Below are 23710 nucleotides of genomic sequence, written 5' to 3' on the forward strand. Positions count from 1 at the left end.
TTATGAAAGCATTCTGGATTTCTGCTGTATGCCTGTCGTTAACGGGCTCACTGTTCGCCCAGTCGGCGAATTATCACCTTGTCAAAAAAACCACCATCGGGGGCGAAGGTGGCTGGGATTACCTACTGGCCGATGCGGATGGTGGTCGGCTCTACGTTTCCCACGGTACGCAGGTTGAAGTGCTCGACCTGAAAAGTCACGAAAAACTGGGAGTTATTACACCAACACCGGGTATTCATGGTATTGCCGTTGTACCGGGTACGAACGTAGGGTACACGACAAATGGCCGCCCCAACACGGCTACGATGTTCGACACGAAGACCTTCAAAGCCACCAAAGAAATTCCGACGGGTAAAAAACCCGACGCAATCATGTACGATGCGTTCTCCAAACGAGTCTTCATTTTTAATAACGAAGGCAATAGCGCAACGGTGCTGGAGGCAACCACCGGCAACGTAGCGGGTACGGTCGAATTGGGCGGTGCGCCCGAAGCCGCCGTTAGTGATGACCACGGCCTGATTTTCGTCAATCTGGAAGACACAAACGAGATCACCGTTTTTGACGCCAGGTCGCTGGCGGTGAAGCATCATTGGAAGTTAGGCAAGGGCGAAGAACCTACCGGACTGGCTTTTGATAAACCCCATCATCGGCTGTTTAGCACATGTAACAAAGTCATGGTTGTGCTGGATTCACAAACGGGTAAGGTGCTGGCGGAAGTACCAACGGGCAGCGGAACCGATGGTGCCGTGTTCGACACTTCGACCGGATCAGCCATCAGCTCCAACGGCGAAGGCACATTGACGGTGGTTAAAGAGGTGAAACTGGGCCAATTTGAAGCCGTTCAAACCGTACCAACTCTGCGCGGTGCCCGGACCATCACCATCGATCCGAAGAGTTATCACGTTTTTGTGACAACGGCTGAATTCGGACCTGCCCCCGTCCCTACGACTGATAACCCAAAGCCCCGGCCCGCGGTGAAGCCAGGAACATTCATGGTTTTGGAATACGCAGTCAAGTAATAAGTGTAGATTATCTTTTGTAAAAGTCCCTCTATTAGCTATAAAGAGGGGTTCGGTACGACTAACTGCCTTTTACCTATCTAAATTATTTATCCATGTGGTGGATTTACGCCTTACTATCAGCCTTGTTCGCCGCGCTGACAGCCATATTAGCTAAAATAGGCATCAAAGGAGTAAATACCGATCTGGCAACGGCCATTCGAACCGTCGTCATTCTATTTGTGGCCTGGGGCCTGGTGTTATGGCGTGGCGGTATCGATACGTTACCCACTGTTAGTCGCCAGAATTGGCTGTTTCTGGTTCTGTCAGGTATAGCCACCGGGCTCTCGTGGATTTTCTACTTTAAGGCATTACAGCTCGGCAAGGTTTCGCAGGTGGCACCGGTCGATAAGCTTAGTGTTGCCATTGCTATTCTGATTTCGGTTGTATTTCTGGGAGAAGTGCTGACCTGGAAGGCGGCTATTGGGGCGATCCTGATTATAGGTGGAACGTTGGTGCTCATTTTATAAATTCTTTCTAAGAGATCAGTGTCCTAACCCGTAGCCCTATCAGCGCTACGGGTTAGGACACAAAACCTGGATGGGGTTAATCTTCAAAGTCTCTTCAGAATGCCATCGTTAGTTTGTATCCAGTACCCTGCGCTGACGTGAGCACTTTCCAAATGACAACAAACCAACTCCAACGTCATATTCACCATCGCTTTGGTCTATTGGCTACCCGCTACCCAGTTCTTGTGCGCTGGCTGGCTGAACGATTGTCGACCAACCACTTTCGAGGTTTACCCCTGACTGTGCTGGCCAGATTGCTGATCGTTAACGTGATGGTATTCTCCGAAATTGCCGAAAATCTAGTCAACGCCGAACCGATGGTCCGGGTCGATCAGGGGTTTACACATTGGCTTTTTCAGGAGCGGAGTGCGCCCATGAGCCAACTGCTCTATGCATTAACCTGGCTGGGATCGGCTTACGTAACCATCGGTCTGACCTTACTCGGGTCATATGTTTTATATCGTCAGAAAAAGGCACGGAACATCGTGATCCTTTGGATCTTGATGGCTGGCGTCGGGCTATTTGTTCAGATTGGTAAACGAACATTTATCCGTCAGCGCCCTGCTCAGGTTGCCTATTATGCAGAAACGGGCTACTCATTTCCCAGTGGTCATTCGGCCACGGCCATGACGCTTTATGGATTACTGGGTTACTGGCTGGTTCGGGGACGTCGTCGGATTCGGCACCAGTGGTTGGTGGGATTCAGTACCGGCGGGTTGATCGGGGTGGTTGGGTTTAGCCGAATCTATTTAGGCGTTCATTTTTTGAGCGATGTGCTGGGCGGCTATTTACTGGGGGCTTGCTGGCTAATTGTGGGCATTGTCCTTACCGAATGGCAGCGGACGACTCACAAAGCTAATATGGCCTAAAAACCAGATTTCTATCAATACGTCTTTTTATGCTTTTATCCAGTTTGCTTTTATTTGGCTATGCCCTATTTGCCTTTTCACTCAGCGCGGTTTGTGGGGGCGGGGCCGGGCTTTTACTTTTACCCATATTAAGCTCCCAATTACCAGGTGCCCAGGTGCCGGCGGCACTTTCCATCGGTACAGTTTCGAGTTCCATTTCCCGCATCATTGACTTTTGGCCCCGTATTCGCTGGGATGTGGTGGTTTGGTTTGTGCCACCTGCCCGCTGTATGAATAGGTGCCAAATTACTGACCTATATTAATCCTCTTTATTTAGAGCTATTGATGGACTTATTTCTGTTGGTCAACTTTCCCTTTGGAGGAAGTGTTTGGGATTGATAAACATTCGTACGAAATCTATGTCTATCGAAAAGGCAAGCTGGAAAAGTTTGATATTTAGCGGTCCTATTCCCCCTTCCATAAGAGTACAAACGAAACAGGCTCCTGAATAGATGATCTTCAGGAGCCTGTTTCGTATTCGGTAACGTTGAGTTTATAAGGTGAACTTCAGCGCCAGATTCACAATCCGCCCCTCTAAGGGTGCCCAGATAGGCCGGAAGGTAGGTTGTACGGTTGGGTTGGCACCCAGCACAACGGTTTCGTAATTCGCCTGTTTCACATTAAAAATGTTCTCTCCGTTGAGTACCAGCCGCCAGTGGTCATTGTAATGATACTCAGCCGCTGTGGCGAAGAAGGTATAATTAGGCACTTTCTGGTTGTTGTAAAGATACTGGGTACCTACGTAGCTAGCTTCGACACCAAATCGGAAGTGATCGTTTTCCCAGGCTATTGTAGTTGAGAACTTATCCTGGGGCGCCAGTGGCAGGTAGGTATTATCAGTGGGTCCGTTCCGCCGGGCGAGGGTGTGGTTATAGCCAAAATACAACTCGTACGCTTTGTATTCGAGCCGAACATACGTATCGGTGCCTACGCTGAAGATACTGTAAGGGGCATTAATCAACTGAGTATAAGCCCCCAGATTACTCGATAAGCTGGAAAATGCCGACACCACCGGCGAGTTGACAACGGTGTAATAAAATGCCTGATCGACCTGCACCGAAAACCCACTCTCGAAGGTTTTCGAATACGCAATATCGATGTTCGTGCCCACTGATCGTTCCGCCTTCACCGTGGAAACGTCAATCGGCAGTAAACGCGGGAAGATCAAACTAACATTTAAGGCACCGGGTGTTTGATTGACAAACAGGTTCGGCGTTTTGTAGCCCGTACCCACGCTTAACCGTACCGTCCAGGGGTCAGCTGGTTTGAGCTTTACCGATAACCGAGGTAACAGAAAACTTCCGAACGTATTGTGGTGGTCAAAGCGTAAACCTGCCTGTAACGCTACTTTTTCGCCCACCTGCCAATCATCCTGTACAAATCCACCAACGGTATTGTAGGTGTAATCCACCAGACGGGTGCTATCAGGATTCTTACGGAAGGCTTCGACTGTCAGGTTCGCACCCACAATCAACTGGTGTTTACCAAAGCGGGCTAAATTATTAGCTTCCAGATAAACCGACGATTGACGACCATCGGACAGTTTCTGATAATCCGTATTCTGTCGATGAAATGTACTAACAGCCCCTTTGAACGTCAAGGCATTGGTTTCTGATGTATTGTGACTGGCATTGAAATCAACCGTGTGTCTCTGCAAGTCAGTTACGTTTTTATAAGCGTTCGGTTCATTTCCCTCAAGTGCTGGCAGATACCCGCCAGTACGATATTCGGTGGTAAAGGCATAGCCAATATCCAGTTTGGTATGATCGGTCGGGTTCCAGAAAAACTTGGGGTGAAAATTAAATTGCTTGATTCCCGGACTATCCGTAAATCCGTCACCGGTTACATCGACTGGTTTCTGGTGGGTATAACCCGTAAAGAGGGTCAGGCCGGTTTTGCCATAACGCTGCGAATAGTAGGCATTCAGGTTGGTTTCTTTCAGATTGGAGTGGTTCAGAAGGGCCGTAAACTCGGGGGTTTCCGAGTGAGGACTTTTCGAGACGATATTAATCATACCCCCAATGGCTCCTCCGCCGTAGAGCGTTGAGACGGAGCCTTTTACCACTTCAATTTGCTTTAAATCCAGCGGGGGAATCTGTAAAACACCTAAGTTTCCCGAAAACCCTTCATAAAGGGGTAAGCCATCGCGCAAAATCTGGGTGTATTTCGGATCGAGGCCCTGCATCCGAATGGCCTGGTTGCCATTGACAGCGGAGGTTCGCTGAACGTGAATGATGGAAATATCGCCCAGTATACTGCTTACATTGCCCGGTACGACCGCGCTTTCTTCGTCCATATCTTCCTGGCCCAGCACTTCCACTTTAATGGGCAAGTCTTCGATGCGCGAGTTGGTTCGTGTCGAGGTAACGGTGACCTCGTCAAGCGACTCATCCTGGTTATGCAGTTGAAAAACAAGTGTATCACTACCTGCCGTAAGCGGGAACGATTCGGTTTCGTAGCCAACGGCGCTTACTGTTAGCATCGTGACGCTGGCTGGTGTACTCGGCATGGTGGCAACGCCCTTAACATCCGTTACGGCGCCAGTGACCGGCTTTACGCTGGAAGGCGTACGAATAGTTGCCCCAATAATGGGTTCATGAGTGGCACTATCTTCCACCCGAACCATCCGGCTCGTCTGGCCAAATACCGACGCGGTTACCAGCGTAAGCAACGCAAAAAGAATAAACTGTTTCATCAGCTATAAAATTTACCGGTAAGTTTCGGGATCAATTATGAAGCAAAGTTGAAGTTATTCTTCGTGCATTTACAAATCCGATCTGGAATGAATGATCTTGGTTGGCCTGTTCATACTGACAGTTCAGAGGCATTCCATATCGATCGCAAACCTACTTGACCAAGGCTAGTCCTATAGACTCTGGGATGGGCTGGATCGGACAACGGTCAACACTTTTCCGGACGGGTCACCCATCCCAGAGTCAACGGACAAAGCTTTTCTGAAAGATGATTATTACGTTACACCTTATTTCTCTTGAGATAGCCAATTAATTTTTGGACATAAACGGTCGCGCTTTATTTTACCGTCCGTGGTAACCGTATCAGGCTGTGCCGGGCCGCTGAAACGGTTGGAAATTTACCGACAGAGCTCCGTCACCTCTTTGTTTGGTTATGCCTAACAGTCTAACAATTCGCTCTAAAGAAGGCACAATACTTCAATTAGTAAGCCGCCTGGGGCTTGAAAGTAGAATGTCCAAGAATTATGTGAAATGCGAGGCGGCTCTATGCTATATCCATCATCACTCAATTGCTGATGGAGCCGGTTGACCTCTTCTTGAGAACCTTGAATGAATCCGATATGAAACTCTGGTGGATACCGCACCTCGGCTACTTTACTGAAGTTGCTGAGTGTAAGTACCAGGCCATTTTCGTCTTGTAACACCGTTAGTATAGGACTACCCTTAGTTAGGGCTTGGAAACCAAAATAAGTCTGCAGAAACTGCTGGGTTTGTAGGACATCGTGAACGGCCAGATTTAAATGATTAAGTTTCATAAGAGTAGGGTTAAACCGGATCGTGCAGTAGCACTGTAGTTTGCACAAAAGTATCCCTATAAACCAGCGTTCATAGGGTGCAAATACGACAATAGAAGGGTTGATTTTACAACTCGATCCGTAGGCTGCGGATTAGGTAGCGATCGCGGACCACTGGCCAAAATTTAAACGGGTAGTATATCGCAAAAAAGCTCCTACTGAGACAAGGGAAGTTCTATGGCTCTGTTTCTTAAACGGGGCCTTTACGGGAATAGCGGTTAACTGTGAAAAAATAAATTGACGGTAGTTGAACGAAACGGGGTAGTACGCAAACTTTCTAACGTCGGGCTTTGGGTAAGCCACCCAGATAGGGGGATGCCTGGGTAAGACCGGCGTTAGTTCGATTAGCTATCGGCTTTTCAGCATAAAGGGCTAGTCTGGTGGCCATGGCTTTGATCCGACGCCGAGCCACCGGGATGAGTTGACCATCGACCAAGTGTAAGGTCAGCTCCTTGGCATTGATCCGGCTTACAGCCTTTACATAACTGGGGTTGAGCAAGGCCCCCCGGGTGACCCGCAGAAACCCCGGCAGCTGCTCCTCAAACACTTTCAGGGTTTGGCAGACCAGTAAGGGCCTCTTTTGCCCACAAAGATGGATGCGGGTATAATTGCTCTGACCTTCCAGCCAGCCGATTTGGTCAATAGGTTGTGGGGTGGGATAGCCGGTCAGGCTTAAAAGACCATTTTCAATGGATATGGGTTTCATAGAGTTCGTTGGTGAGCCGAGTTGTCGTTTAGGAAGCGACCGTCCCGATACGGTGCTTAGCCTGGTACTCTACTAAGACTTCACGAGCGTAACCCTTACAACCGCTTAGTCTCGGGTTCGTACCAGGGAAAGGACCATTCATCCTAACCGCTTCCAGTCATTAAATGAGTTATTTTAATTTGCGCTTTAAATTAATCTATTTTATCTTTCCATCGTTATAATTATGTAACTTTTCCGCCGCAGCAGGACTAGTTCACGAACGCTTAACAACTTAACGGTATGAAACGGATTCGTAAGAACACGTATGAGCTGGGGCCCTGGACCCTAATTATGCTAACGGGGACCAGTATGGCCTTGATTGGCCTGCAAACTTTACTTACCTTACTTTAAGTTCGGCTAGGGGGGCCTGCCCAGCTCTTTTTAAGGGTATCGCTGAGTGGGTAGTCCGCCCACCAGAAAATTCCGCTCCAGGCGGCCCAGTTCCATGAAGGGTGTCGTCAGACCCATCTGCCACTAGGCCCTACAGCTGCCGATCCAATGCACCAAGGGTTGGCCAAATACTACGTACTGGCTCCTGGCTACCCTACATTAGGCTGGTTTCCAGCGGCAAACGCCCCAGCCCGTTGGCGGCTCTCCAGGGGGTATGTTTGAAGAAATCCGCCTTTCTTTTCGGAATCTCCTTCTTTGGTTGTGGCTTTACCGGCGCCTGATGGAACTCCCAGCCCACCCGTTCTGGTTCACCCCAACTGGCTACGCGACGTACCGACGCATGTAGCCCCATGAGGTCAACCCGCCTGGCCCAGCTTGGTAACCTTAGCGGCTGGCAGGCGACTCAGGCAGATCAATGCCCCCCGCTCCGGGCTGGCAACGGCGCAATCGTTTCAGCGTATAAGAAAGCCCTTTCCCAAGTCCGTACTGACGCAGGGCCAGTTCGGCGTAGCGCGAACAGGAGGGTTCATAAACGCAGCCCAGCCCCAGGCATGGGGCTATCTTGCGGCGATACCACTTCAGCGCCCGCACGCTCAGGCGCAACCAGCGGGGACCGGCTGGAACAGCCAGTGCATCCACCTGGGTATCCGTGGGCGTTGTACCGGTCAGGGATCGCAGTACGATGACCTGCGGCTTTGGGTCTGTAATCAGTTTAACTACTACACCTTTAGGGGTGATGAAGCGGATGTCTGGTTGACTCACGGTGCGTGTTGTTAGTGAATAGTGGGCTAAAAAGGCGATACACAGGGGTATCTACAAGGGGCCCGCCAGTAATTTAGTCAGCGGTAGGTTCTCTTCTCCCCAATGAATCTAACGGATTGCTCCCTACAGCAGGTAGCCTGAAATGATGGTGAAGAGGAGGGCATGTCCTTGGTCATTGGGATGGATGCCGTCCCCACTCAGCAGCTCGGCCTTGGTTAAATTCTTCTCATTGGCCAGCGGGTCAAATATGTTGATTGCCGAGGCGCCATAGGTCTTCAGCACCAGGTCCCGCTGCCGCAGTAAGTTGGCCGTCACCTCGGCACTGTAGTTGCGGGGCAAGGGGGTGGTGATAATCACATGGGCCACCCCGGCGGCCAGCGCTTTGCTGCGAATGGTATTGAAATTGGCGATGATCTCCTCCACGCTGCAGCCAATGATCAGGTCATTGGAGGAGATACTGATGAGCAAGGTGGTGGGCTTCTCTTTGAGGGCCGCGTTGAGGTTGCGCAGGGTGTCCGCCTCGGGGCGGTTAGCCGGGTGCGGGGCGTTGGTGGGCAGTAGATGGTAGCTGGTGTAGCCGCCCTTGGCCAGGTTGACCACCCGGCCATTGGTCAGCTGCTGGGTGAGCAGGCCCGCCCAGGCATGCTGGTAGTCCGAAGCCCCCCAGCCGGCGGCCGTCGAGGACCCGATGATGACCATGGTTTGACTGATCGGTGGCCGGGTGCCTGCCGGGGGTAGGTCGATTAGGGTGGGTTGGCAACTGGCTAACAGAGCGGCAAAGAGCAGCAATAGTGATCTATAGTGCATAGTTAATTAACTCTTTGTATACGATACAGCAAAATTAACTAGAAAATGATTAGTATTCGTACTGCTCTTGGCGCCTGTGGCGGGTATTGTCAAGACGGGTGACTCGTAACGGATTGGACCCGGCTCCGGTGGGTTCCCAAACAGATTCATCAAGCGGGTTGGCTTGTCGAGCAAAGGGGGCTTGGCCAACCCCTGGAAAGGGCATCGTAGAACGTTTTCACCTTAGGGGTGGCGTCTCTCAAGGGCCAACCCCTGAAAGGATAACCAGCCGGACCAGACGGGAATCGATCAGGGCCGGGTGGCCCGCAAAATGATCGGGGCCGCTGCGTCGGGATCGGGGGCCTCAATCTGCAGCCGGGATGTATCGATCACCCCGATCAGAGCCGTCGCCTCCCTTGATTCGTAGAGGCCCCACAGGTCCTGACTCAGGGCTTTCCGGTAAAGCGTGATGGGCCGGTGGACCACCGACTGGCCCGCTACTCGAATGCGTAAAATGACCCGGTTGTTTCGATGGCTAACGGCGACCGTACCAGGTAAGCCCTGAAAAGGGAAGGCAGTACTCCGTCCGCCGGTTTCCAGATAGGTCAGTTGGTAGCTGCTTGTTGCCGCCCGGCCTAGCTTACTTATTAGGCGGTTGACCATAGGTCTCAGCGAACACAAAATCAGCACAGATCGTATTTTTAAACGAATACAAATAGTATACATATGTTACTATTTACAAATATAGATCAACTTTTTGTATAGGTTCGATTCGTCTCTGTCGTACAGACTTGGACCCAGGGGGTAAGGCCCTCACCAGGAGGCCGTAGTACCGCCCGATAAATTAAGCACCGATCGCCGAAAGGGGTGATTGGGGTGAAACGAGGGAGGGCACCTGGGCCGGCTCACTACCCGGGGCAGGTGCCCTGACCACGTCTGCGCCATTCGTTAAGGATAAACAGCCTACTGACCGGCCCCCTTGGCTTTCTCAACAGTTGGGCTAAAACATGCCTTAGGACTCATCAAGACCAGGATAGCAAGCTACACACGCGCCAGCCTTTTCATAAGCATACCGGTGTCAGATGATTTGCTGCTTTAAGTAGATGCCGTTTGTAAGAAACTAGTCACCCGACTGGGAATTAAAGCGTATCTTACCTCAACAGCCTTCTAGCTACTAAGCTGCTTAGCCCATGAACACCATTATTGAAGCTATCGATCATCCTGATTGGCTGCTTAAGGAGTGGCGAGTCAAGTTCCTTCTGTCGGAGAGGATGCTTCACGAAGTAAAAAAGTTAGCTGGCATGGATAACTGGTATGAAGACCCAGTTATTACTGATATATGGCGAACTAGATTAGGTATCTGCTACACGAGCATTTTTAGCTTTTACACAACATTCGGCATTCCCCCCCAGATCGGAGACCGACTGTTTGATGAAGACACAGGCCTGATTATTCAGAATCGATCCATTGATGGGGAATTCAAAACCATTACGTTTACATTGAGTATTTAGTTAGACTTACGTAGTCCCAAAGAGCTTTTCTCTTTTCAAGGGTGGGGTTTAGCTGGCTCTGGGTAAACAAATCATCAACGGGTAACAACAGGCGTATGCAACGAATAATACCGCGGTGGCGACGGGTAGCCCCGGGTCGGCACGGTCCCGCTACGGCGTACCGGCCGGGGCGGTACCGACTGCTGGCCACTTAACAGGTATTACCACAAACCGTCTGGTTAACTGCCTCGTATAGGAAATAGATACATGATCTTCTCTCCTCTTAAAAGGGAGCCTTTATCTACGACAATAATTGTGCTACCAGCTGGCCAATACAAACCAGCGGTTCCCTCGTAAGCCGACTGAATGAAGCCAGATCACTACTACGAGCCTAGTTTGAGGCGCCATCGGGGCGGTTTAGGGCCGCTCGCCCAGGGGAAGAATAACCGTGCAGGTCGTGCCTATCCCTTCCCGACTGGCCACCTCCATCCGACCCTGCAATAACTCGACATAGTCCTGACAGATGGCCAGCCCAAGACCAGTCCCCTGAATATGGCGGGCGTTACTGGCCCGGAAAAATTTAGTGAACAAAAACGCCTGTTCGTGGGCGGGTATGCCAATGCCCGCATCGATGACGGCTAGCCGAACCACGGCCGACTCATAAGTAATAGCTAACCGGGGAGCTTGCGTGGAAAACTTGAACGCATTACTCAGTAAATTGGTCAGGATGTGTCCCAACAGCTGTTGATCTACCAGCACCGAAACCACGGGGCCACTCACCGTTAACTGCACGGGTCGGTGGCTGGCCAGCTCGGGGCTGAAACTTGCCTCGATGAGCCCTTGGCTGAACTCGACCAGATCGGTCCATTCGGGCTGCAGCGGCACTTTACCCGCTTCGAGTTGGCTCAGGGTAAGCGTATCGCCCAGTAAGGTAGTGAGCGCCTTTACTTGCCTGTCTATCGCCCGCAGATGGCGGCTAATTGGCTGCGTGGCCGGCCGATCAGGTTCCTGGGCCACATAGCGGGTGATCAGCTCGACACTGGACTGAATCACGGTCAGGGGCGTTCGAAACTCATGAGAGGCCGTTTCAATAAACTGGGACTTCAGCTGGTTAAGCCGCCGCTCGTTGGCCAGCGAGGCTTCCAGAATAGCCTCTTTCTCCAGGGCCGTGGTAATGTCGGTGGCGACGCCGATTCGCTGCACCGGCAGACCGTCCGGATTCCGGGCTAAAAATATCCGGGCTTGCATCCAAAATAGACGGCCGTCCAGGTGGCGGATCCGAAAGCGAAAATGACTCCGGGGTTGGGAACTCATGAACGCTTCCCGCGTCAAGGCCCGATCCTCGGGCTGAATAGCGTCCAAAAACGAAAACGGATTTTCATAGACGGTTTGGGGGCTTCGGCCGCTGTAGGTTTGATAGGCCGGATTCATGTAGAGAAACGTTGGGCTGTGGAGGTCCCGTATCCAGAAGATTTCATCGACATTCTCGGCAATGTCGCGGAACCGTCGTTCACTGTCTAGCAATTGCTTCTCAAGGGGCAGCCGGTCGACCGGCGTTTGTGGTACCGGTTGAGCAGGCGAACAGTCTCCCAATGGCGGTTTGGGCTGGAAAAGCCGGTTCATTCCAGCCCGGATGGAGCCGGGAACGTCTAGCCGCGGCGTGTGTAATGGCCGGACCCATTGACGAAACCGGGTAGACAAGCTAGCGACCAACCAGAAGCACCAAGCAAGACCTCTTTTCATTTGTTCGACCAATTAACCGTTTACCAGGTAGCTAGGAAGTCGGGCGAGTTTAATATGGAATGCTCTATGCCGTCCGAATCGATCCCAGTAAGGTACTACTCGTCTCCGTAAATGCGCCCCGTCAGACGAAGGATCGTTTACGTATCCGGGCTTCTTCAACGGGGCCTTACCATGAACGGCTTGTTTTATTGCTGTCAACTCGTATCCCTACCCTACGACCCTGAGCCAGTCGTTAAGCCAGGCTTCGGCGGTGCCAATACGGATCTAAGACCTGCAGCGCGGGCTGCCAATCAGGGTAACGGCTGGGTTTGACCAGATAGCCATCCGCCGAGTGCTCAAAAGCCGACAGGATATCTTCTTGCTGGTCGGACCAACTTAGCATAATGGTGGGTATGAGCCGATAAAGCGGATGCGTTTTCAAGTGGTGTAAAACCTGCAGTCCCTGCGGAGCCGTGGGCAAATAGAGATCAACCAAAATCATGCAGGGCAGCTGGCTGTGACGGCTCTGGCAGCGATCCAGATAAGGCAGGACGGCCTGCCCGTCGGCCAGCCAAACGAGGTTTGCTTTCCCATACCGCCGCTGTAAGGCCAGCTGGGTCATCAGCCACTGATCGGCATTGTCTTCCACGACTAAGAGGGTGGTGGAAGGCGGCCGGACAAGGTCTTTGTCTGGTGCTTGACGTAGGTCCATCGTCGGTTGGTTATTAGGTAAAAGGGTTTCATAGACCCGGGCCCGATAGTCGGCCATCAGCCGATCAAAATGGGGTTGCATAGCGGAATGGGGCTGGCTCATTGGTGGATTGAAAGGTGTAGTGATCGCGCTTATCCCTAGTAACTATAAGGACATAGTTTTATTTACTTAAGTATATTCATATATAAATATACTTACATTTTTTTGTGTTAAGTAGGTAGGATTTAAAATTATTGAGGAAGGGTATTTAAACCGATTTGTCTGTATTATTCATTAACTAGTCCGCAAACTATGAAGAAAACGACAACCATTAGTCCGCTCATATTCCGGCTGCTAACGCTTGCCCTGCTAGGGATCATTCTGGGTTATCAACTTAGGCTCGATGCCCGGCTTTCTCGACTAGAGACGAAGACCAAACAGGCGGCTGGCTCAGCGGCGGCCACTGAGCAGTCGATCGAAGAGGTAAAGAAAGAGCTGAATGCGGTTATGGAGCGGCTTGGTATTTAAGTCCAAATTGGGGAGGGCCAAGCTGGTCTCCCTGGCCAAGTCCATTTCGGAGCGGGTCCGTCAGGGTTGATACTGTGGTTAGCGGGCCAACTTCCAAGTTCCTGCAGAGATTTCGTTTTTCAATTTAGTTATAGGTCGGCGTCGATGACTGCTAGGCTTTGACTGATCACAAAAAGCTAGTGTCTCACGAAAACGCTCGTATCTGAGACTTAAGGGCCATTTATATCTCTGCTTCTTAAACTGGACATTGCTTAGTTGCCGGATGGCTAGTTGTTTCACAACGGCCCGGCGCCGTTGTCGAACCAGTCACCGCCGCTCAAGCCATCGTTTAGCCAACGCTTCTTACCCCTCATAGAATGCTAACTGGTGGCTCCAGGCTTTTCCGATACTGGTAAGCCTAATCGCTCAGATTCGTTACACCACCCCAAACCAGTTCCCTCAACCTGGCTTGTGCTCGGGTGGCCGCAGCCCTAAACTGAAACTCAGCGTTGTGCCAACCCCTTCGCTGCTCTCCACCCATAACTGCCCCCCCAGCGACCGGACCTGCTCCTGACAGATGGCCAGCCCTAACCCCAGCCCCTGATAATCACCCGCGTTGCGGGCCCGAAAAAACCGGTCAAAAATATACGGCTGGTCCTCCTCCGGAATGCCTATCCCCGCATCAATCACCTGGACCACCACCGCGCTGGCCCCGTAGCGGAGCTGCAGGCGGGGCGAGTCCCTTGAATACGTGAAGGCGTTCCGCAGCAAATGGCCCAACACCGACGCCAGCCGGCGCTCATCCCCCGCCACCGCCACCGGCTGACCCACCACCTCCACCACCACCGAACGCCCCTGGCGGGCGTAGGATTCAAACTGGTCCTCGATCACCGAGGCACTTAGGCCCACCAGATCGATGGCCTGCCAGCCCAACAACGAGGGCCCGGGCTCAACAGACGACAGTGATAAGGTATCCCCAATAAGCCCATCCAGCGCATTGATTTTACCCTTAATCGACTCCAGGTGCCGCTCGATGGGCTGAGAGGCCGGCGACACCGGCAACCGGTCCAGATAGCGCCGGGCCAGCTCCACACTGGTACTCATGGCCGTCAACGGCGTACGAAACATATGGGAGGCCGTGGTGATGAAGTGGGCTTGATGCGCCGTCAGGCGCCGCTCTTTGTGCAACGATTCCTTGAGGAGCTCCTTCTTCTCCATAGTCCCTGTGATATCGGTAGCTACGCCAATCCGCCGAAGCAGCGCCCCCGACTCGTCATACACATCCCTGATACGGGCCTGCAGCCAGTGCACCTGCCCATCCCGGTGGTGGACCCGGAACTCAAGCTGGGTGGCAGGCTGGGGATGTTGGAGTACATCGAACACTAGCGGGTGGTCCTCTGCCACCACAAACCGCAGAAAGTCTTGGGGGTCAGCATACAGGTCGGCGCAGCGTAGCCCGCTCATGGTCTCGTAGGCCGGGTTGACGTAGAGGAACCGCTGGCTCGGCACGTCCCGCACCCAGAAGATCTCCCCCACGTGGCTAGCGATCTCCTGGAACCGCTCCTCACTGGTCCGCAGGGCATCTTCGGCGGCTTTGCGCTCGGTGATGTCCTGCACCACCCCTACCGAGCCAATTACCTCGCCCAGGTCATTGTCCAGCCGCAGGCCGTGCAGTTCCAACCAGCGAAGCTGGCCATCGGGCCGGATGATCCGCTGCCGGTTGGTCAGGGCCTGGTGCTGCTGGGGTTGCTGATGGCGGGCCCGGTAGGCAGGCAGATCCTCCGGATGAATTAGCCGCTCGTAGTCGGCCAGCCGCAGGGGCTGGCCCGTATCGATCAGCCCGCAGAGTTGATACAGCGTTTGGTTCCAGGTCAGCTCATCGTTGGCCAGATCAAAGGACCAGACCCCCATCCGGGCTCCCTGCACGGCCAGCTGGAACCGCTGGTGGAGCTCGCTCAACGCCTGGGTTCGCTCGGCCACCTGCTGTTCGAGGGCCTGATTGGTTTGCCGCAGAACTTCTTCCTGCAGCTGCTGGGCTCGCCGGTCGACAATCAGGTCCATGACCGTGTGACTGAGCAGTTCCAGGGCCTGGTGCTGCTGGGAACTTAACTGGCGGGGCTGCTGATCCATGACGCACAGGGTGCCCACCACGTAGCCTTCCGGATCAACCAGGGGGTAGCCCGCGTAAAAGCGGATGGCCGGATCAGCCGTGACCAGGGGATGCTCTCGAAAGCGGGAGTCCCGGGTGGTATCGGGCACTTCCAGGGGGGCACCCGCGGTCACCACCTGCTGACAAAAGACCACCTGCCGGGGCAGCTCGCCGGTGGTGCTGCCAAGCGTAGCCTTAATCCCTTGTCGGTGTTGATCCAGCCGGGTCACCCGGGCGATGGGAGTTTGACACAGCAGACAAGCCAGCCGGGTGATGCGCTCAATAGCGGCCTCAGGCAGGCTGTCAAACAGCTGGTGGGTTCGGCAAGCTTGATGTCGTTCGGTTGGGGTTCGGGCATCGATCATAGACTGGGCGGACCCGTGGGACCGCAACGAAGTTGTCCCCCCCTGCTGGGGGCGGATCTAGATGAGTTCGCATGTAGGGTTCGTTCTGCATATGGATAGACAGTAGGCGACTGCTGGCTGAGTTGGCAAGCTTACCTGGTTATATCGGTCCGTATGGGCAACTGGCTGGTTGATGAATGTATCCGCAGGGTCATCTCGCAGGGGTATTTAGTAAAGCGTACGGACTAACGGGGTGGGCTATCAAGCGGGACAATTATGACCCGGACCCTGCGGGGTGAACTCGCCAACGCCTGGTTGGGCTGACAACGGTAGGGGTTGACAACGGTAATTGGTTTTAGGGGCCTACCGATGGAGGAGAACCTTCCTGAGCCTTGGCCCTGACGGCTTCCACAGACAACCCTGGAATGCCCCGCTCTAGATCGGTGCTGGTTGGCAGAGCGGGGCCTTTTGTCGTTTCAGGGGAGTTTTGTACCCGTGTGAAGATCATTGGTCGCTAACGCTAGCACTGTTTTTTTTAAGGAAATCAGCCAGGTAACACTAAAAACCAGGGCAGCCATAGCACCTAAGGCCAGGAGACAACAACTGAACCAATATTCTTGATCGTCCATGAGTAAAGTGAGTTTATAATACAAGCTACAGGAATCAGTTAATGAGCAAATATACTCATGTTACTGCTATTAACAAACGGTAACATGAGTATATTTGCTATTTCTTAGCCTTAAGGTGAACCCAGGGTTTAGAAGGGGTGGGTTGGCTATTTTTGTAGCAAGGGTGGTATAGCACCCGATAGAAGACATCTTAACGGCACATGAATGGAAATCAATCACGAGCTACTCTTAACACTAGGCTTCACCGCTTTATCAAATCGGCCGGATCTTTATGTGTATAAAGGCGTTTCGGGAAAACTCATGGGTAACGGAACGTTTCAGGTTTATGGGTTCAGCCTCCTGATCGAGAAGCTGTCCGATCTGAGATATATGCTGATGCTGGTGGATAACAATTATTATCAGGCAAGCGAAATACCCTACCCCTATCACTATAATTGACAGGCTCTGGGTGCCGCTATTCATAAACAAAGGCGGGTCGATAGCTAAGAACTTGTTGGGGAATTAAAAAAGGCTGGTAGTCGTGCCACCTTTGTCGCAACCAAGCAACAAGGAAGTGACTAAACAATTTACTAAACTGACCGACTACCCGTGGGCCATACTATCGCCTTTTCTACCTTTCAAACGCAAGCGAAACCTCGATTTATGTGACGTGATGAATGCCATTTTATGGCTGCTTCGCACCAGTTGCCACGGGGCCGCCCGCGCGGTGGCGGAACTTACCCAGTGAGTATCCCAACCGCACCGCCGGGCGGCCCCGCGGAATGCCGCCGGGCCGACGTTGGGACCACGGCGTACCGGCCATTCGTCGCATACGGCAAGGCGACCCAAACTACTTAAAAGGCACCTAATTGCTTCATATTTCTTGTCTATGGTTGCTAAATCATTAGAAAATCCAGCCGCAAATCTAATTTTCTACTAGCCCTATTGGTTAGTTATGGATTTAATTTAGCTTTCGAATTTTATGGAACTTGTTTTGTACGCTATTGCTGGATTACTTATCATAGCCGCACTGACCTATCTGTATCGACACATCTCTTTTTCGATCAAATGCCCTCGATGTGGCCAGAATGATCAAGAACGGATTACCCGTTCCCGCCTGGCTCGTTTCTTCTCCCGGATAATTCCGACAAAAGCCTACCGTTGCCGAAAGTGCTGGAATGAGTACGTTCTAATCGGCCAGTAAGGATTAACTATTCGCCAGGTACCCGCTTGAAGCAGACAGCCAAATCAGTTTAGTAAGCGGCGCTTATTGACATGTCTGGGGTAGGCAGTATACCTGTCGGGCATCGTCACGGGGGCCGCCGGGGCGGTCCAAGGCTTTCCCCTTTTCAAACAACAAGCCGGCCCGTTTTCAGGGCCTCTGTATAGCTTGTAATCTTAGACTAGTTCAATAATATACCGTTAGTGGCTGTTGCAAAAGTCAATAGGCCACTTTCTAAGCGTCGTTGATCTGGTCTTTTTAGCCAGCTTATGGTAGGTATTTACCGGGTAAGCCTGTCTCTCCGGCATACACCCAGACTTTTGCAACAGCCAGGTTGTGGAGGCAACTTGATTAAGAAGTATACGAATATCAAGCCGTGTGCTAACCGGTTCGACACTTTTAACTGCTGGATAGTATACAAATCGGTTAATGCACGTCTATTCCTACAATTCGCTCGTTACATTTCTTGATTCACCCATAAACGCTTTATCTTATTTATATAAATAAATATTTAACCATTTGATTAAGATAGCTACCCAATAGGCGTTGATCCAGCCATCGAGCGAATCCGGCGAAGTGGGGAGCTAAGCCTACTATCACTCTAGGGCACCTACAATTCATCCTCTCTTAACTACGAATCCGCTTGGTAAATAGGCGCTTCATTCACCCTCCGGTTGAGCTCTCCTGCACAGGACCATAGCTTTGTATCCGTAGTCGGCCACTAGCCACTTACCACCACAAACTAGCCAACCAAAAGGGAGAGTCCCTGCTAACAACACGACAATGAAAACACGAATCACTTCTTTACTACTGGCCGTGGCTGCCAGCAGCTTTGCCAATCCCACTACCAAGCCAGGAGCTTCTTTTCAGTCTTCGGTTTACGTGTCCGCTAACCAGGAGATACGGGTAGCGGTTGATAAACAAAACAGCCACCTTGTGGAAGTGAAGCTGCTGGATGAAGGAGGCCATCTGGTTGTTAACCGACTGATCGCCAAAAAACAAAACCAGTTCCGGGGTCGCTTGGATATGAGTGAATTACCCGATGGCCACTACCACCTGGTCATTACAGACGGTTCAGCGGTGGAGACCCGTCAGCTTGATTTAACCACTACGGCCCCAAGGGTTGCGATCAACCGAAGCGTATCGCTCCAATAGGTCTATGGTCTGGAAGGGGGCGGCCTGTTGATTCGGGCGATGAATTAACCGACTTCTTTTCCTGCCGGTCAACGGCTATTCCTCCCATTCACTACTCTTTAACATAAACCTTGACCCAGTCAACCGCCATAATCCCTTCACCGGCCAGTAAAGGAATCTGATCCGCCGTGGGAACCTTCTCGCCGACGCCGAAATAGTCGCCCCCCACGGCCAGGTTTAATGTCAATCGCTGGAGGCGGCCCGACAGTTGGGGAACCAGACTACCCTGTTTCGTGGCCACTACCTGACCATCCAGTAGAAACGTTAGGCTGTCCTTGGCCCAGATCACTTCATAAATATGCCATTGATCCGTCAGCTTGCTGACACTGCGGATCTGACTCTCTTCGCGGGCTACCAGCGGGTGGTTGGTTTGACTATCGTAGAAATAGCAAGTTTGAAAGGCATAGGGTTGATGGCCCCGGGCTTGCAGGATGGTGATCCCCCCATTGGTAGGCCACTGGTTACCCTGCGACCAGAAAGAAGGCCACATACCGTATCCGCTGGGTAGTTTCAGTCGCCCGGCAATGCGGACCTGCCCACCAGCCGAGGGAGGTGTAAACATGGCTTTTGACTCAATCCGGGCCGAGCTAAACCCAAAGGCGGTGGGGGTACTGTCGACATCCTTCCGGTATTTAGGTCCGACTAGTTGTTCCCGGACCGCTTTAAGCTGCAAGAGGTGGTTGGCGGATTGGTCGGGGTCTTGGATCACCGTTAGATTCGCCGGGCGGGCGGTGTAAAGTTGTAGCTCCTGATTGAAGGCCCCACCCACCCAGATGGTCCAGTTAGGATTGGTCGGGTGGGTAGGGCTCCGCTCAAAGTTATCCTCAAAGGTTTTCTTCCACCCCAGGGCTGACAAGGCGGCATCGGCTGTTGCGGTCGGCACATAAGGCACCGCCGGCTCAACTACCGCCGGTCTAAGTGGCCCCTGTTGGCAGCTTAGTAGACTGCTGGTGGCGATACTAAGCCAGAGTAGCGAGCTCAGCAGCGGAAGTAGGGTAGAAGGCTTCATACAGATAAATCAGACAAATGGCGCAGGGAATCGATTGAGACTGAAAGAACAGGTGCCGATGCAGTTTCCAGTAGTGACCCTGGCAGCCGTATCGGTGATTGAAGAAAAAACGTTTTCAATCACAAGTGCGCAGGAAAGACTAGCTGTAAACAAAAACTATACCACTAGTAAGGTATAAGCTCGCTAACAAGCTTAATCGCCATAATTCGTTTACAAACACGGCATGAATTTCAATCAACTGTTTGACTAGTAGGTGCTTAGTTTTTTATTGCTCTTTTGTCATAAGCCTGGTTTTGTTAGACCAACACGTAGTCGAAGGGTACGTTATTCCAAATTTTGGAAAATAGGACTACTATTTGGACTCAAACGATCCCAAGGCCGTGCGCTTTGCCGTTTCGGCGTGACGGCTGCGAAACGGCGCGGGGCCGCCTGTGGGGTCTGACGGCAGCCCGGTCATTTGCCTGAAATCACTTCGTTGGAGAACCGCCAGCCAGGGGTTGCCAACTGAACAACTTAATACGGGTGAACGTGAACGTTTTTCTCCTTATGGCAGGGTACTCGCCTTCCCCTGGTCGTAGGGACTGGTCCTCAATCGGTCGAGTGGCTTGATCGATCGCTATGATCTAAACAAGGGTGATGCGCCACGGCGCCACTCGCTCCATCGACCAAAAGAAACTCCTAAACTGACCGCCACCACTTCCTAAAGGAGCCGTGTACGGCGAAGGCTTCCTGGCTCTGACAAGTAGCGGGGCGGGCCCTTTTTCACTACCTTTAGGGCACAAAAAAGATGCACCAACAAAGACGAGTCAGCACGCGTTTCGTAAGCCTGACCAAGGCATTAAGAAGAGGCGTTTTAAGTCTCTTCTTACTATGTAGCGTACTGCTGTTTGTTTATGCTATTTATGCTTATATAAACTGGATTCCCACCGCTGACCTGACGATTACCCAGGTCGGGCTTGATTCGACCTTTTACGTTGGCAACGGCAAGCCCAGGGAGCGGTATGGCGGCCACCTATTCCTACGAGCTACGGGTGAGCTCGATGATTCAACCGCGCTGGTTTTAATCCACTACCCTACCCACAGCACTGCAGCCATGAGCTGCCCACTACCCAAAGGCCGATTTGACCGAGTATGGCAAGGCTACTTTGATGATAGCCGGGCTAAGATCAGCTTTCAGCATCACCGCGTCAAGCGGGGTAAGGTACGGCTTCAGATTGTGTTTACCAATCCACCTATTAGCCGGGATCATCAATGAATAGCCAACCGGTTCCAATGGGATTCGCTCGACCTAATTGACGGTCAACTTACTTTGGTTTTGCTCGCTCTATTATCTGGGCTGGTGTTACTTTTTTGGGCTTTTGGCAAGAGGATTCTATTAGCTTTCTGATCTTTTAGGGCGTATGCGACTAACTATAGGTTACAGTTAATAAAAAAAACAATCGTCTCAAAATATGCTCCCAAATGAGACGAAGGAGTTTGCATGTGTATGCTTCAAGAAATGGACAATTAAAGAGATGACTCGTTTTAATAACTGTTAACTATTACCCGTAGCACATGGGAAGAAATGAGTTGATTTACTCCAAAACTATACGTTTCCGTTCATCAGCAGTAGGCAACTGGCAAACCTGACGTACCCCAAAAATATACCGATACTTGGCGAAAACATCATACAGACCATCCCGTATAGGTCTGGGTACAATGCGCAACCAAGAACAGTATGGCCAAAGGCCACCGAGACGATTGCATATTCGTAAGACAGCATCTGATTTGACCCATATTTTACTCTCTTCCGCGAGAACAATGCTATCAACAGGCTCATCACTAATGGTTTCTAAAAGAGCTTGACCTACTTTAGATTGCGAAGAAGCAAACGAGAAGTAAGCGTTGGCATCTCGCTGGATAACGAACTGTACAAACGAGTTGCAGAAACCACAGACGCCATCAAAAACAATGATTGTTTTCATTCTGTCAACGGGCTAGTTTGCCTTTAGCACACAAACGGGATGCATTCTTTGAAAATTCCCTTTAAATAGTTGTAGATATGAAACTGCGCTTGGAACAGTGACAAAAGTGGGGTAACGTGCTTCGTGCTCTCTTTTGCATTCTTACCAGGACTGATTAACTTTGACTAGTTGATTAACAATGCCGGATCGTATAGCGGTTATTACTTCAGACTCTGACTCTGAAAACCCTGGTTCGATTCCAGGTCCGGTAACTAAAAAATGAAGGCCAGCTATAATACTAGGTGTTATAGCTGGCCTTCATTTTTTAGTTACTAGTGACCCCGGACAGGTTCGAACTGTCGACCCATTGATTAAGAGTCAATTGCTCTACCAACTGAGCTACGGAGTCATGTTAAGCTTGGTAGTGCTATAACCATTTCATTAATAAATGGGTGCCCTTTTCAGAGCGATTAATGACCAAAAATGCAAGTAGTGACATAAATAAAATGTCACTACTTGCATTTTGCACTTATTTTGGAATCCTATGCGATTGAAGGCGTTTGATAGATATTGAAAGATAACCGTCTCTTGAAACGCTCCCAAGTGAGACGATTATGCTTCCTTAAGTATGATGCCCAGTTTGGGCTTTTGCTATTGCACTTCCTCTCGTATTCCTAGGAATAGCGCACAATTCACCAAGGTAGCCATTGGCCCCATTAGAAAGGCCCGATCGTCTAGACCGAGCCCTTTTTAGGGTTTCTTTATTAATCAGAGGTTTAGATTAATGAGGACGACTCCCGGTAGTCAGGCAGTACAAGCCCATCGTCCTGACTTTCTTTCTTCGATTTAGCTGATGTGAACAGGCCAAACACCCCCTGAACGGGCTTGCTGGCGACAATAGCTGCCACCGTGTTGAGCAGCCAGACGCCCAATTGCGTCCGGGGATACACTAACCAGGGTACGCCGGGCGGCAATTTCTGAACTTCCTCCACGTAGGGACGCATGCGCTTCTCATAGGCCACAAAGGCCGCCTGATAGTCGGGCTGGCTGGCCAACTCACCGGCCAGCAGGTACGCCCCCACCATGGCCAGGGTCGTGCCTTTTCCCGTCAGGGGCGTGGGACAGTAGGCGGCATCGCCAATCATGGCCACGCGGCCGTCGAACCAGCGGGGGGCTTTAATCTGCCCCACCTTGTCAAAATAAACGTCGGAGACCTCCTCCAAGGCGTTGACGATCCGCTCGGCTTCCCAACCCGCCCCCGCTAATTTAGCCTTAAGCAGTTGTTTTTGCTCGGCCGATGAGAGGTTATCATAGGCTTGCTCAGCGGCCAGAAAAGCCACTGACGCCCGTATGGTGCCCTGATTATCGGGACGCAGCATCACAATTCGGCGGTCAACTGCGGTGTACCAGCGCCACCAGTCATTGTCGGTTTCCTGCCGGGGAATGGTCAGGTAGGCGGTATAGAGGCCCAGGTACTCGAAGAGGGGCGCCTGGCCAAACATCAATCGGCGGGTATGCGAGCGAATGCCATCGGCGGCAATGACGAACTGGAATGTATCCGTCTTCCCACTGGCGAAGGTGACCTTTACTTGGTCGGGTTGCTGCGCCAAAGCCGTGATCGAATCCCCAAACCAATAGGTTACGTTTTGTTTGGTGCGCTCATAGAGGATGCTCACCAGATCACCCCGGATAATCTCTAATTCCTGGGTGCCACTCATTGCCCCCTCTTTCGGAAAGGCCGCTTCCACCTGGTTATTCTGGCCGATTAGCTGGAGCCCCAGTTCCCCCGTATTGGCTGCCCGGATGGCGTCTTCAATGCCCATTTTCCGGGCAATGAGTTGAGCCGGTCCATTGACGTCAATGTTCTGGCCACCCAGGCGTAACCCTGGAGCCCGTTCAACGACGGTGACGGTAAATCCATATTTAGCGAGCCAAAAAGCCAGCGTAGGACCCGCAATACTGGCCCCTGAGATGAGCACTTTCTTTGATTCGGGAGTTGTCATAAGGAGGAAACGAGTATCAGTCAGAACCAAAACGTACCTTTACCTTAGCTAGCTTGGCAACTTGCTTAGTGATCTAGCTACGCATTAAAAGAACCATATCGTATTTGTTTGAGTTCTATTAGT

23 protein-coding genes and 1 tRNA gene are annotated in these 23710 nt (G+C 51.7%); 9 read left to right on the forward strand and 15 right to left on the reverse strand.

Features of this window, described 5'->3' with window-relative positions; genetic code table 11:
• Positions 1–2: 2 nt before the first annotated feature.
• The 3 genes from ACYVJM_RS30015 (at position 3) to ACYVJM_RS30025 (ending at position 2436) form a co-directional block, all read left to right on the forward strand.
• On the forward strand, positions 3–1019 hold the full coding sequence (locus ACYVJM_RS30015) for a YncE family protein (protein ID WP_461151822.1): 1017 nt from the start codon (positions 3–5) through the stop codon (positions 1017–1019).
• A 95-nt stretch (positions 1020–1114) separates the two neighbouring features.
• On the forward strand, positions 1115–1528 hold the full coding sequence (locus ACYVJM_RS30020) for an EamA family transporter (RefSeq protein ID WP_461151823.1): 414 nt from the start codon (positions 1115–1117) through the stop codon (positions 1526–1528).
• Positions 1529–1680: 152 nt separating this feature from the next.
• Positions 1681–2436, forward strand: a complete 756-nt coding sequence (locus tag ACYVJM_RS30025) for a phosphatase PAP2 family protein (protein WP_461151824.1) — start codon at positions 1681–1683, stop codon at positions 2434–2436.
• Between the two features lie 532 nt (positions 2437–2968).
• Here the strand turns inward: ACYVJM_RS30025 and ACYVJM_RS30030 are convergent.
• The 7 genes from ACYVJM_RS30030 to ACYVJM_RS30060 all read right to left on the reverse strand — a co-directional run bounded on the left by ACYVJM_RS30030 (position 2969) and on the right by ACYVJM_RS30060 (position 9368).
• Positions 2969–5170 carry a TonB-dependent receptor gene (locus ACYVJM_RS30030; protein ID WP_461151825.1) on the reverse strand — a complete coding sequence of 734 codons (2202 nt, stop codon included), beginning with the start codon at positions 5168–5170 and terminating at the stop codon, positions 2969–2971.
• 456 nt (positions 5171–5626) lie between these two features.
• Positions 5627–5983 (reverse strand): VOC family protein, encoded by a 357-nt coding sequence (locus ACYVJM_RS30035; protein ID WP_461151826.1) that lies wholly within the window; start codon positions 5981–5983, stop codon positions 5627–5629.
• A 316-nt stretch (positions 5984–6299) separates the two neighbouring features.
• Entirely contained in the window at positions 6300–6728 is a 429-nt protein-coding gene (locus tag ACYVJM_RS30040; protein WP_461151827.1) for a LytTR family DNA-binding domain-containing protein, read from the reverse strand.
• 583 nt (positions 6729–7311) lie between these two features.
• Positions 7312–7509 (reverse strand): hypothetical protein, encoded by a 198-nt coding sequence (locus tag ACYVJM_RS30045; RefSeq protein WP_461151828.1) that lies wholly within the window; start codon positions 7507–7509, stop codon positions 7312–7314.
• Positions 7510–7541: 32 nt separating this feature from the next.
• Positions 7542–7919: a membrane protein insertion efficiency factor YidD gene (gene yidD, locus ACYVJM_RS30050; protein ID WP_461151829.1), complete on the reverse strand. Its 378-nt coding sequence runs from the start codon at positions 7917–7919 to the stop codon at positions 7542–7544.
• Between the two features lie 123 nt (positions 7920–8042).
• Positions 8043–8618: an SGNH/GDSL hydrolase family protein gene (locus tag ACYVJM_RS30055; protein WP_461151830.1), complete on the reverse strand. Its 576-nt coding sequence runs from the start codon at positions 8616–8618 to the stop codon at positions 8043–8045.
• Positions 8619–9014: 396 nt separating this feature from the next.
• The gene (locus ACYVJM_RS30060; RefSeq protein WP_461151831.1) at positions 9015–9368 is read right to left on the reverse strand and encodes a hypothetical protein; all 354 of its coding nucleotides are present in this window, start codon (positions 9366–9368) and stop codon (positions 9015–9017) included.
• A gap of 527 nt (positions 9369–9895) precedes the next feature.
• On the opposite strand from ACYVJM_RS30060, the gene ACYVJM_RS30065 reads away from it, so the two are divergent.
• On the forward strand, positions 9896–10216 hold the full coding sequence (locus ACYVJM_RS30065; protein ID WP_461151832.1) for a hypothetical protein: 321 nt from the start codon (positions 9896–9898) through the stop codon (positions 10214–10216).
• Positions 10217–10612: 396 nt separating this feature from the next.
• Here the strand turns inward: ACYVJM_RS30065 and ACYVJM_RS30070 are convergent, their stop codons facing one another.
• Both ACYVJM_RS30070 and ACYVJM_RS30075 read right to left on the reverse strand, forming a co-directional pair.
• A complete protein-coding gene (locus tag ACYVJM_RS30070; RefSeq protein WP_461151833.1) occupies positions 10613–11818 on the reverse strand; it encodes a PAS domain-containing sensor histidine kinase in 1206 nt (401 codons plus the stop codon).
• Positions 11819–12170: 352 nt separating this feature from the next.
• Entirely contained in the window at positions 12171–12629 is a 459-nt protein-coding gene (locus ACYVJM_RS30075) for a response regulator (protein ID WP_461151834.1), read from the reverse strand.
• A gap of 291 nt (positions 12630–12920) precedes the next feature.
• Here ACYVJM_RS30075 and ACYVJM_RS30080 point away from each other — a divergent pair, with 291 nt between their 5' ends.
• Positions 12921–13136 (forward strand): hypothetical protein, encoded by a 216-nt coding sequence (locus ACYVJM_RS30080; protein ID WP_461151835.1) that lies wholly within the window; start codon positions 12921–12923, stop codon positions 13134–13136.
• Positions 13137–13574: 438 nt separating this feature from the next.
• On the opposite strand, the gene ACYVJM_RS30085 is transcribed toward ACYVJM_RS30080, so the two are convergent.
• Together ACYVJM_RS30085 and ACYVJM_RS30090 are read right to left on the reverse strand one after the other, a co-directional pair.
• Entirely contained in the window at positions 13575–15629 is a 2055-nt protein-coding gene (locus ACYVJM_RS30085; RefSeq protein ID WP_461151836.1) for a sensor histidine kinase, read from the reverse strand.
• A gap of 334 nt (positions 15630–15963) precedes the next feature.
• Entirely contained in the window at positions 15964–16116 is a 153-nt protein-coding gene (locus ACYVJM_RS30090; protein ID WP_461151837.1) for a hypothetical protein, read from the reverse strand.
• A gap of 325 nt (positions 16117–16441) precedes the next feature.
• Between ACYVJM_RS30090 and ACYVJM_RS30095 the strand changes: the two genes are divergently transcribed.
• The 3 genes from ACYVJM_RS30095 (at position 16442) to ACYVJM_RS30105 (ending at position 18593) form a co-directional block, all read left to right on the forward strand.
• Entirely contained in the window at positions 16442–16675 is a 234-nt protein-coding gene (locus ACYVJM_RS30095; RefSeq protein ID WP_461151838.1) for a hypothetical protein, read from the forward strand.
• 115 nt (positions 16676–16790) lie between these two features.
• Entirely contained in the window at positions 16791–16964 is a 174-nt protein-coding gene (locus ACYVJM_RS30100; RefSeq protein ID WP_461151839.1) for a transposase, read from the forward strand.
• A 1257-nt stretch (positions 16965–18221) separates the two neighbouring features.
• On the forward strand, positions 18222–18593 hold the full coding sequence (locus ACYVJM_RS30105) for a hypothetical protein (RefSeq protein ID WP_461151840.1): 372 nt from the start codon (positions 18222–18224) through the stop codon (positions 18591–18593).
• A gap of 91 nt (positions 18594–18684) precedes the next feature.
• Here ACYVJM_RS30105 and ACYVJM_RS30110 read toward each other — a convergent pair whose 3' ends face one another.
• Positions 18685–19641: a glycoside hydrolase family 16 protein gene (locus ACYVJM_RS30110; protein ID WP_461151841.1), complete on the reverse strand. Its 957-nt coding sequence runs from the start codon at positions 19639–19641 to the stop codon at positions 18685–18687.
• Between the two features lie 787 nt (positions 19642–20428).
• On the opposite strand from ACYVJM_RS30110, the gene ACYVJM_RS30115 reads away from it, so the two are divergent.
• The gene (locus ACYVJM_RS30115; RefSeq protein WP_461151842.1) at positions 20429–20896 is read left to right on the forward strand and encodes a hypothetical protein; all 468 of its coding nucleotides are present in this window, start codon (positions 20429–20431) and stop codon (positions 20894–20896) included.
• Positions 20897–21215: 319 nt separating this feature from the next.
• Here ACYVJM_RS30115 and ACYVJM_RS30120 read toward each other — a convergent pair whose 3' ends face one another.
• The 3 genes from ACYVJM_RS30120 to ACYVJM_RS30130 form a co-directional block, all read right to left on the reverse strand.
• Positions 21216–21605 (reverse strand): thiol-disulfide oxidoreductase DCC family protein, encoded by a 390-nt coding sequence (locus tag ACYVJM_RS30120; RefSeq protein ID WP_461151843.1) that lies wholly within the window; start codon positions 21603–21605, stop codon positions 21216–21218.
• 315 nt (positions 21606–21920) lie between these two features.
• Positions 21921–21993, reverse strand: a tRNA-Lys gene (locus ACYVJM_RS30125).
• Between the two features lie 367 nt (positions 21994–22360).
• On the reverse strand, positions 22361–23587 hold the full coding sequence (locus tag ACYVJM_RS30130; RefSeq protein ID WP_461151844.1) for an FAD-dependent monooxygenase: 1227 nt from the start codon (positions 23585–23587) through the stop codon (positions 22361–22363).
• Positions 23588–23710: the final 123 nt, after the last annotated feature.

This window comes from Spirosoma pulveris, assembly GCF_054781875.1.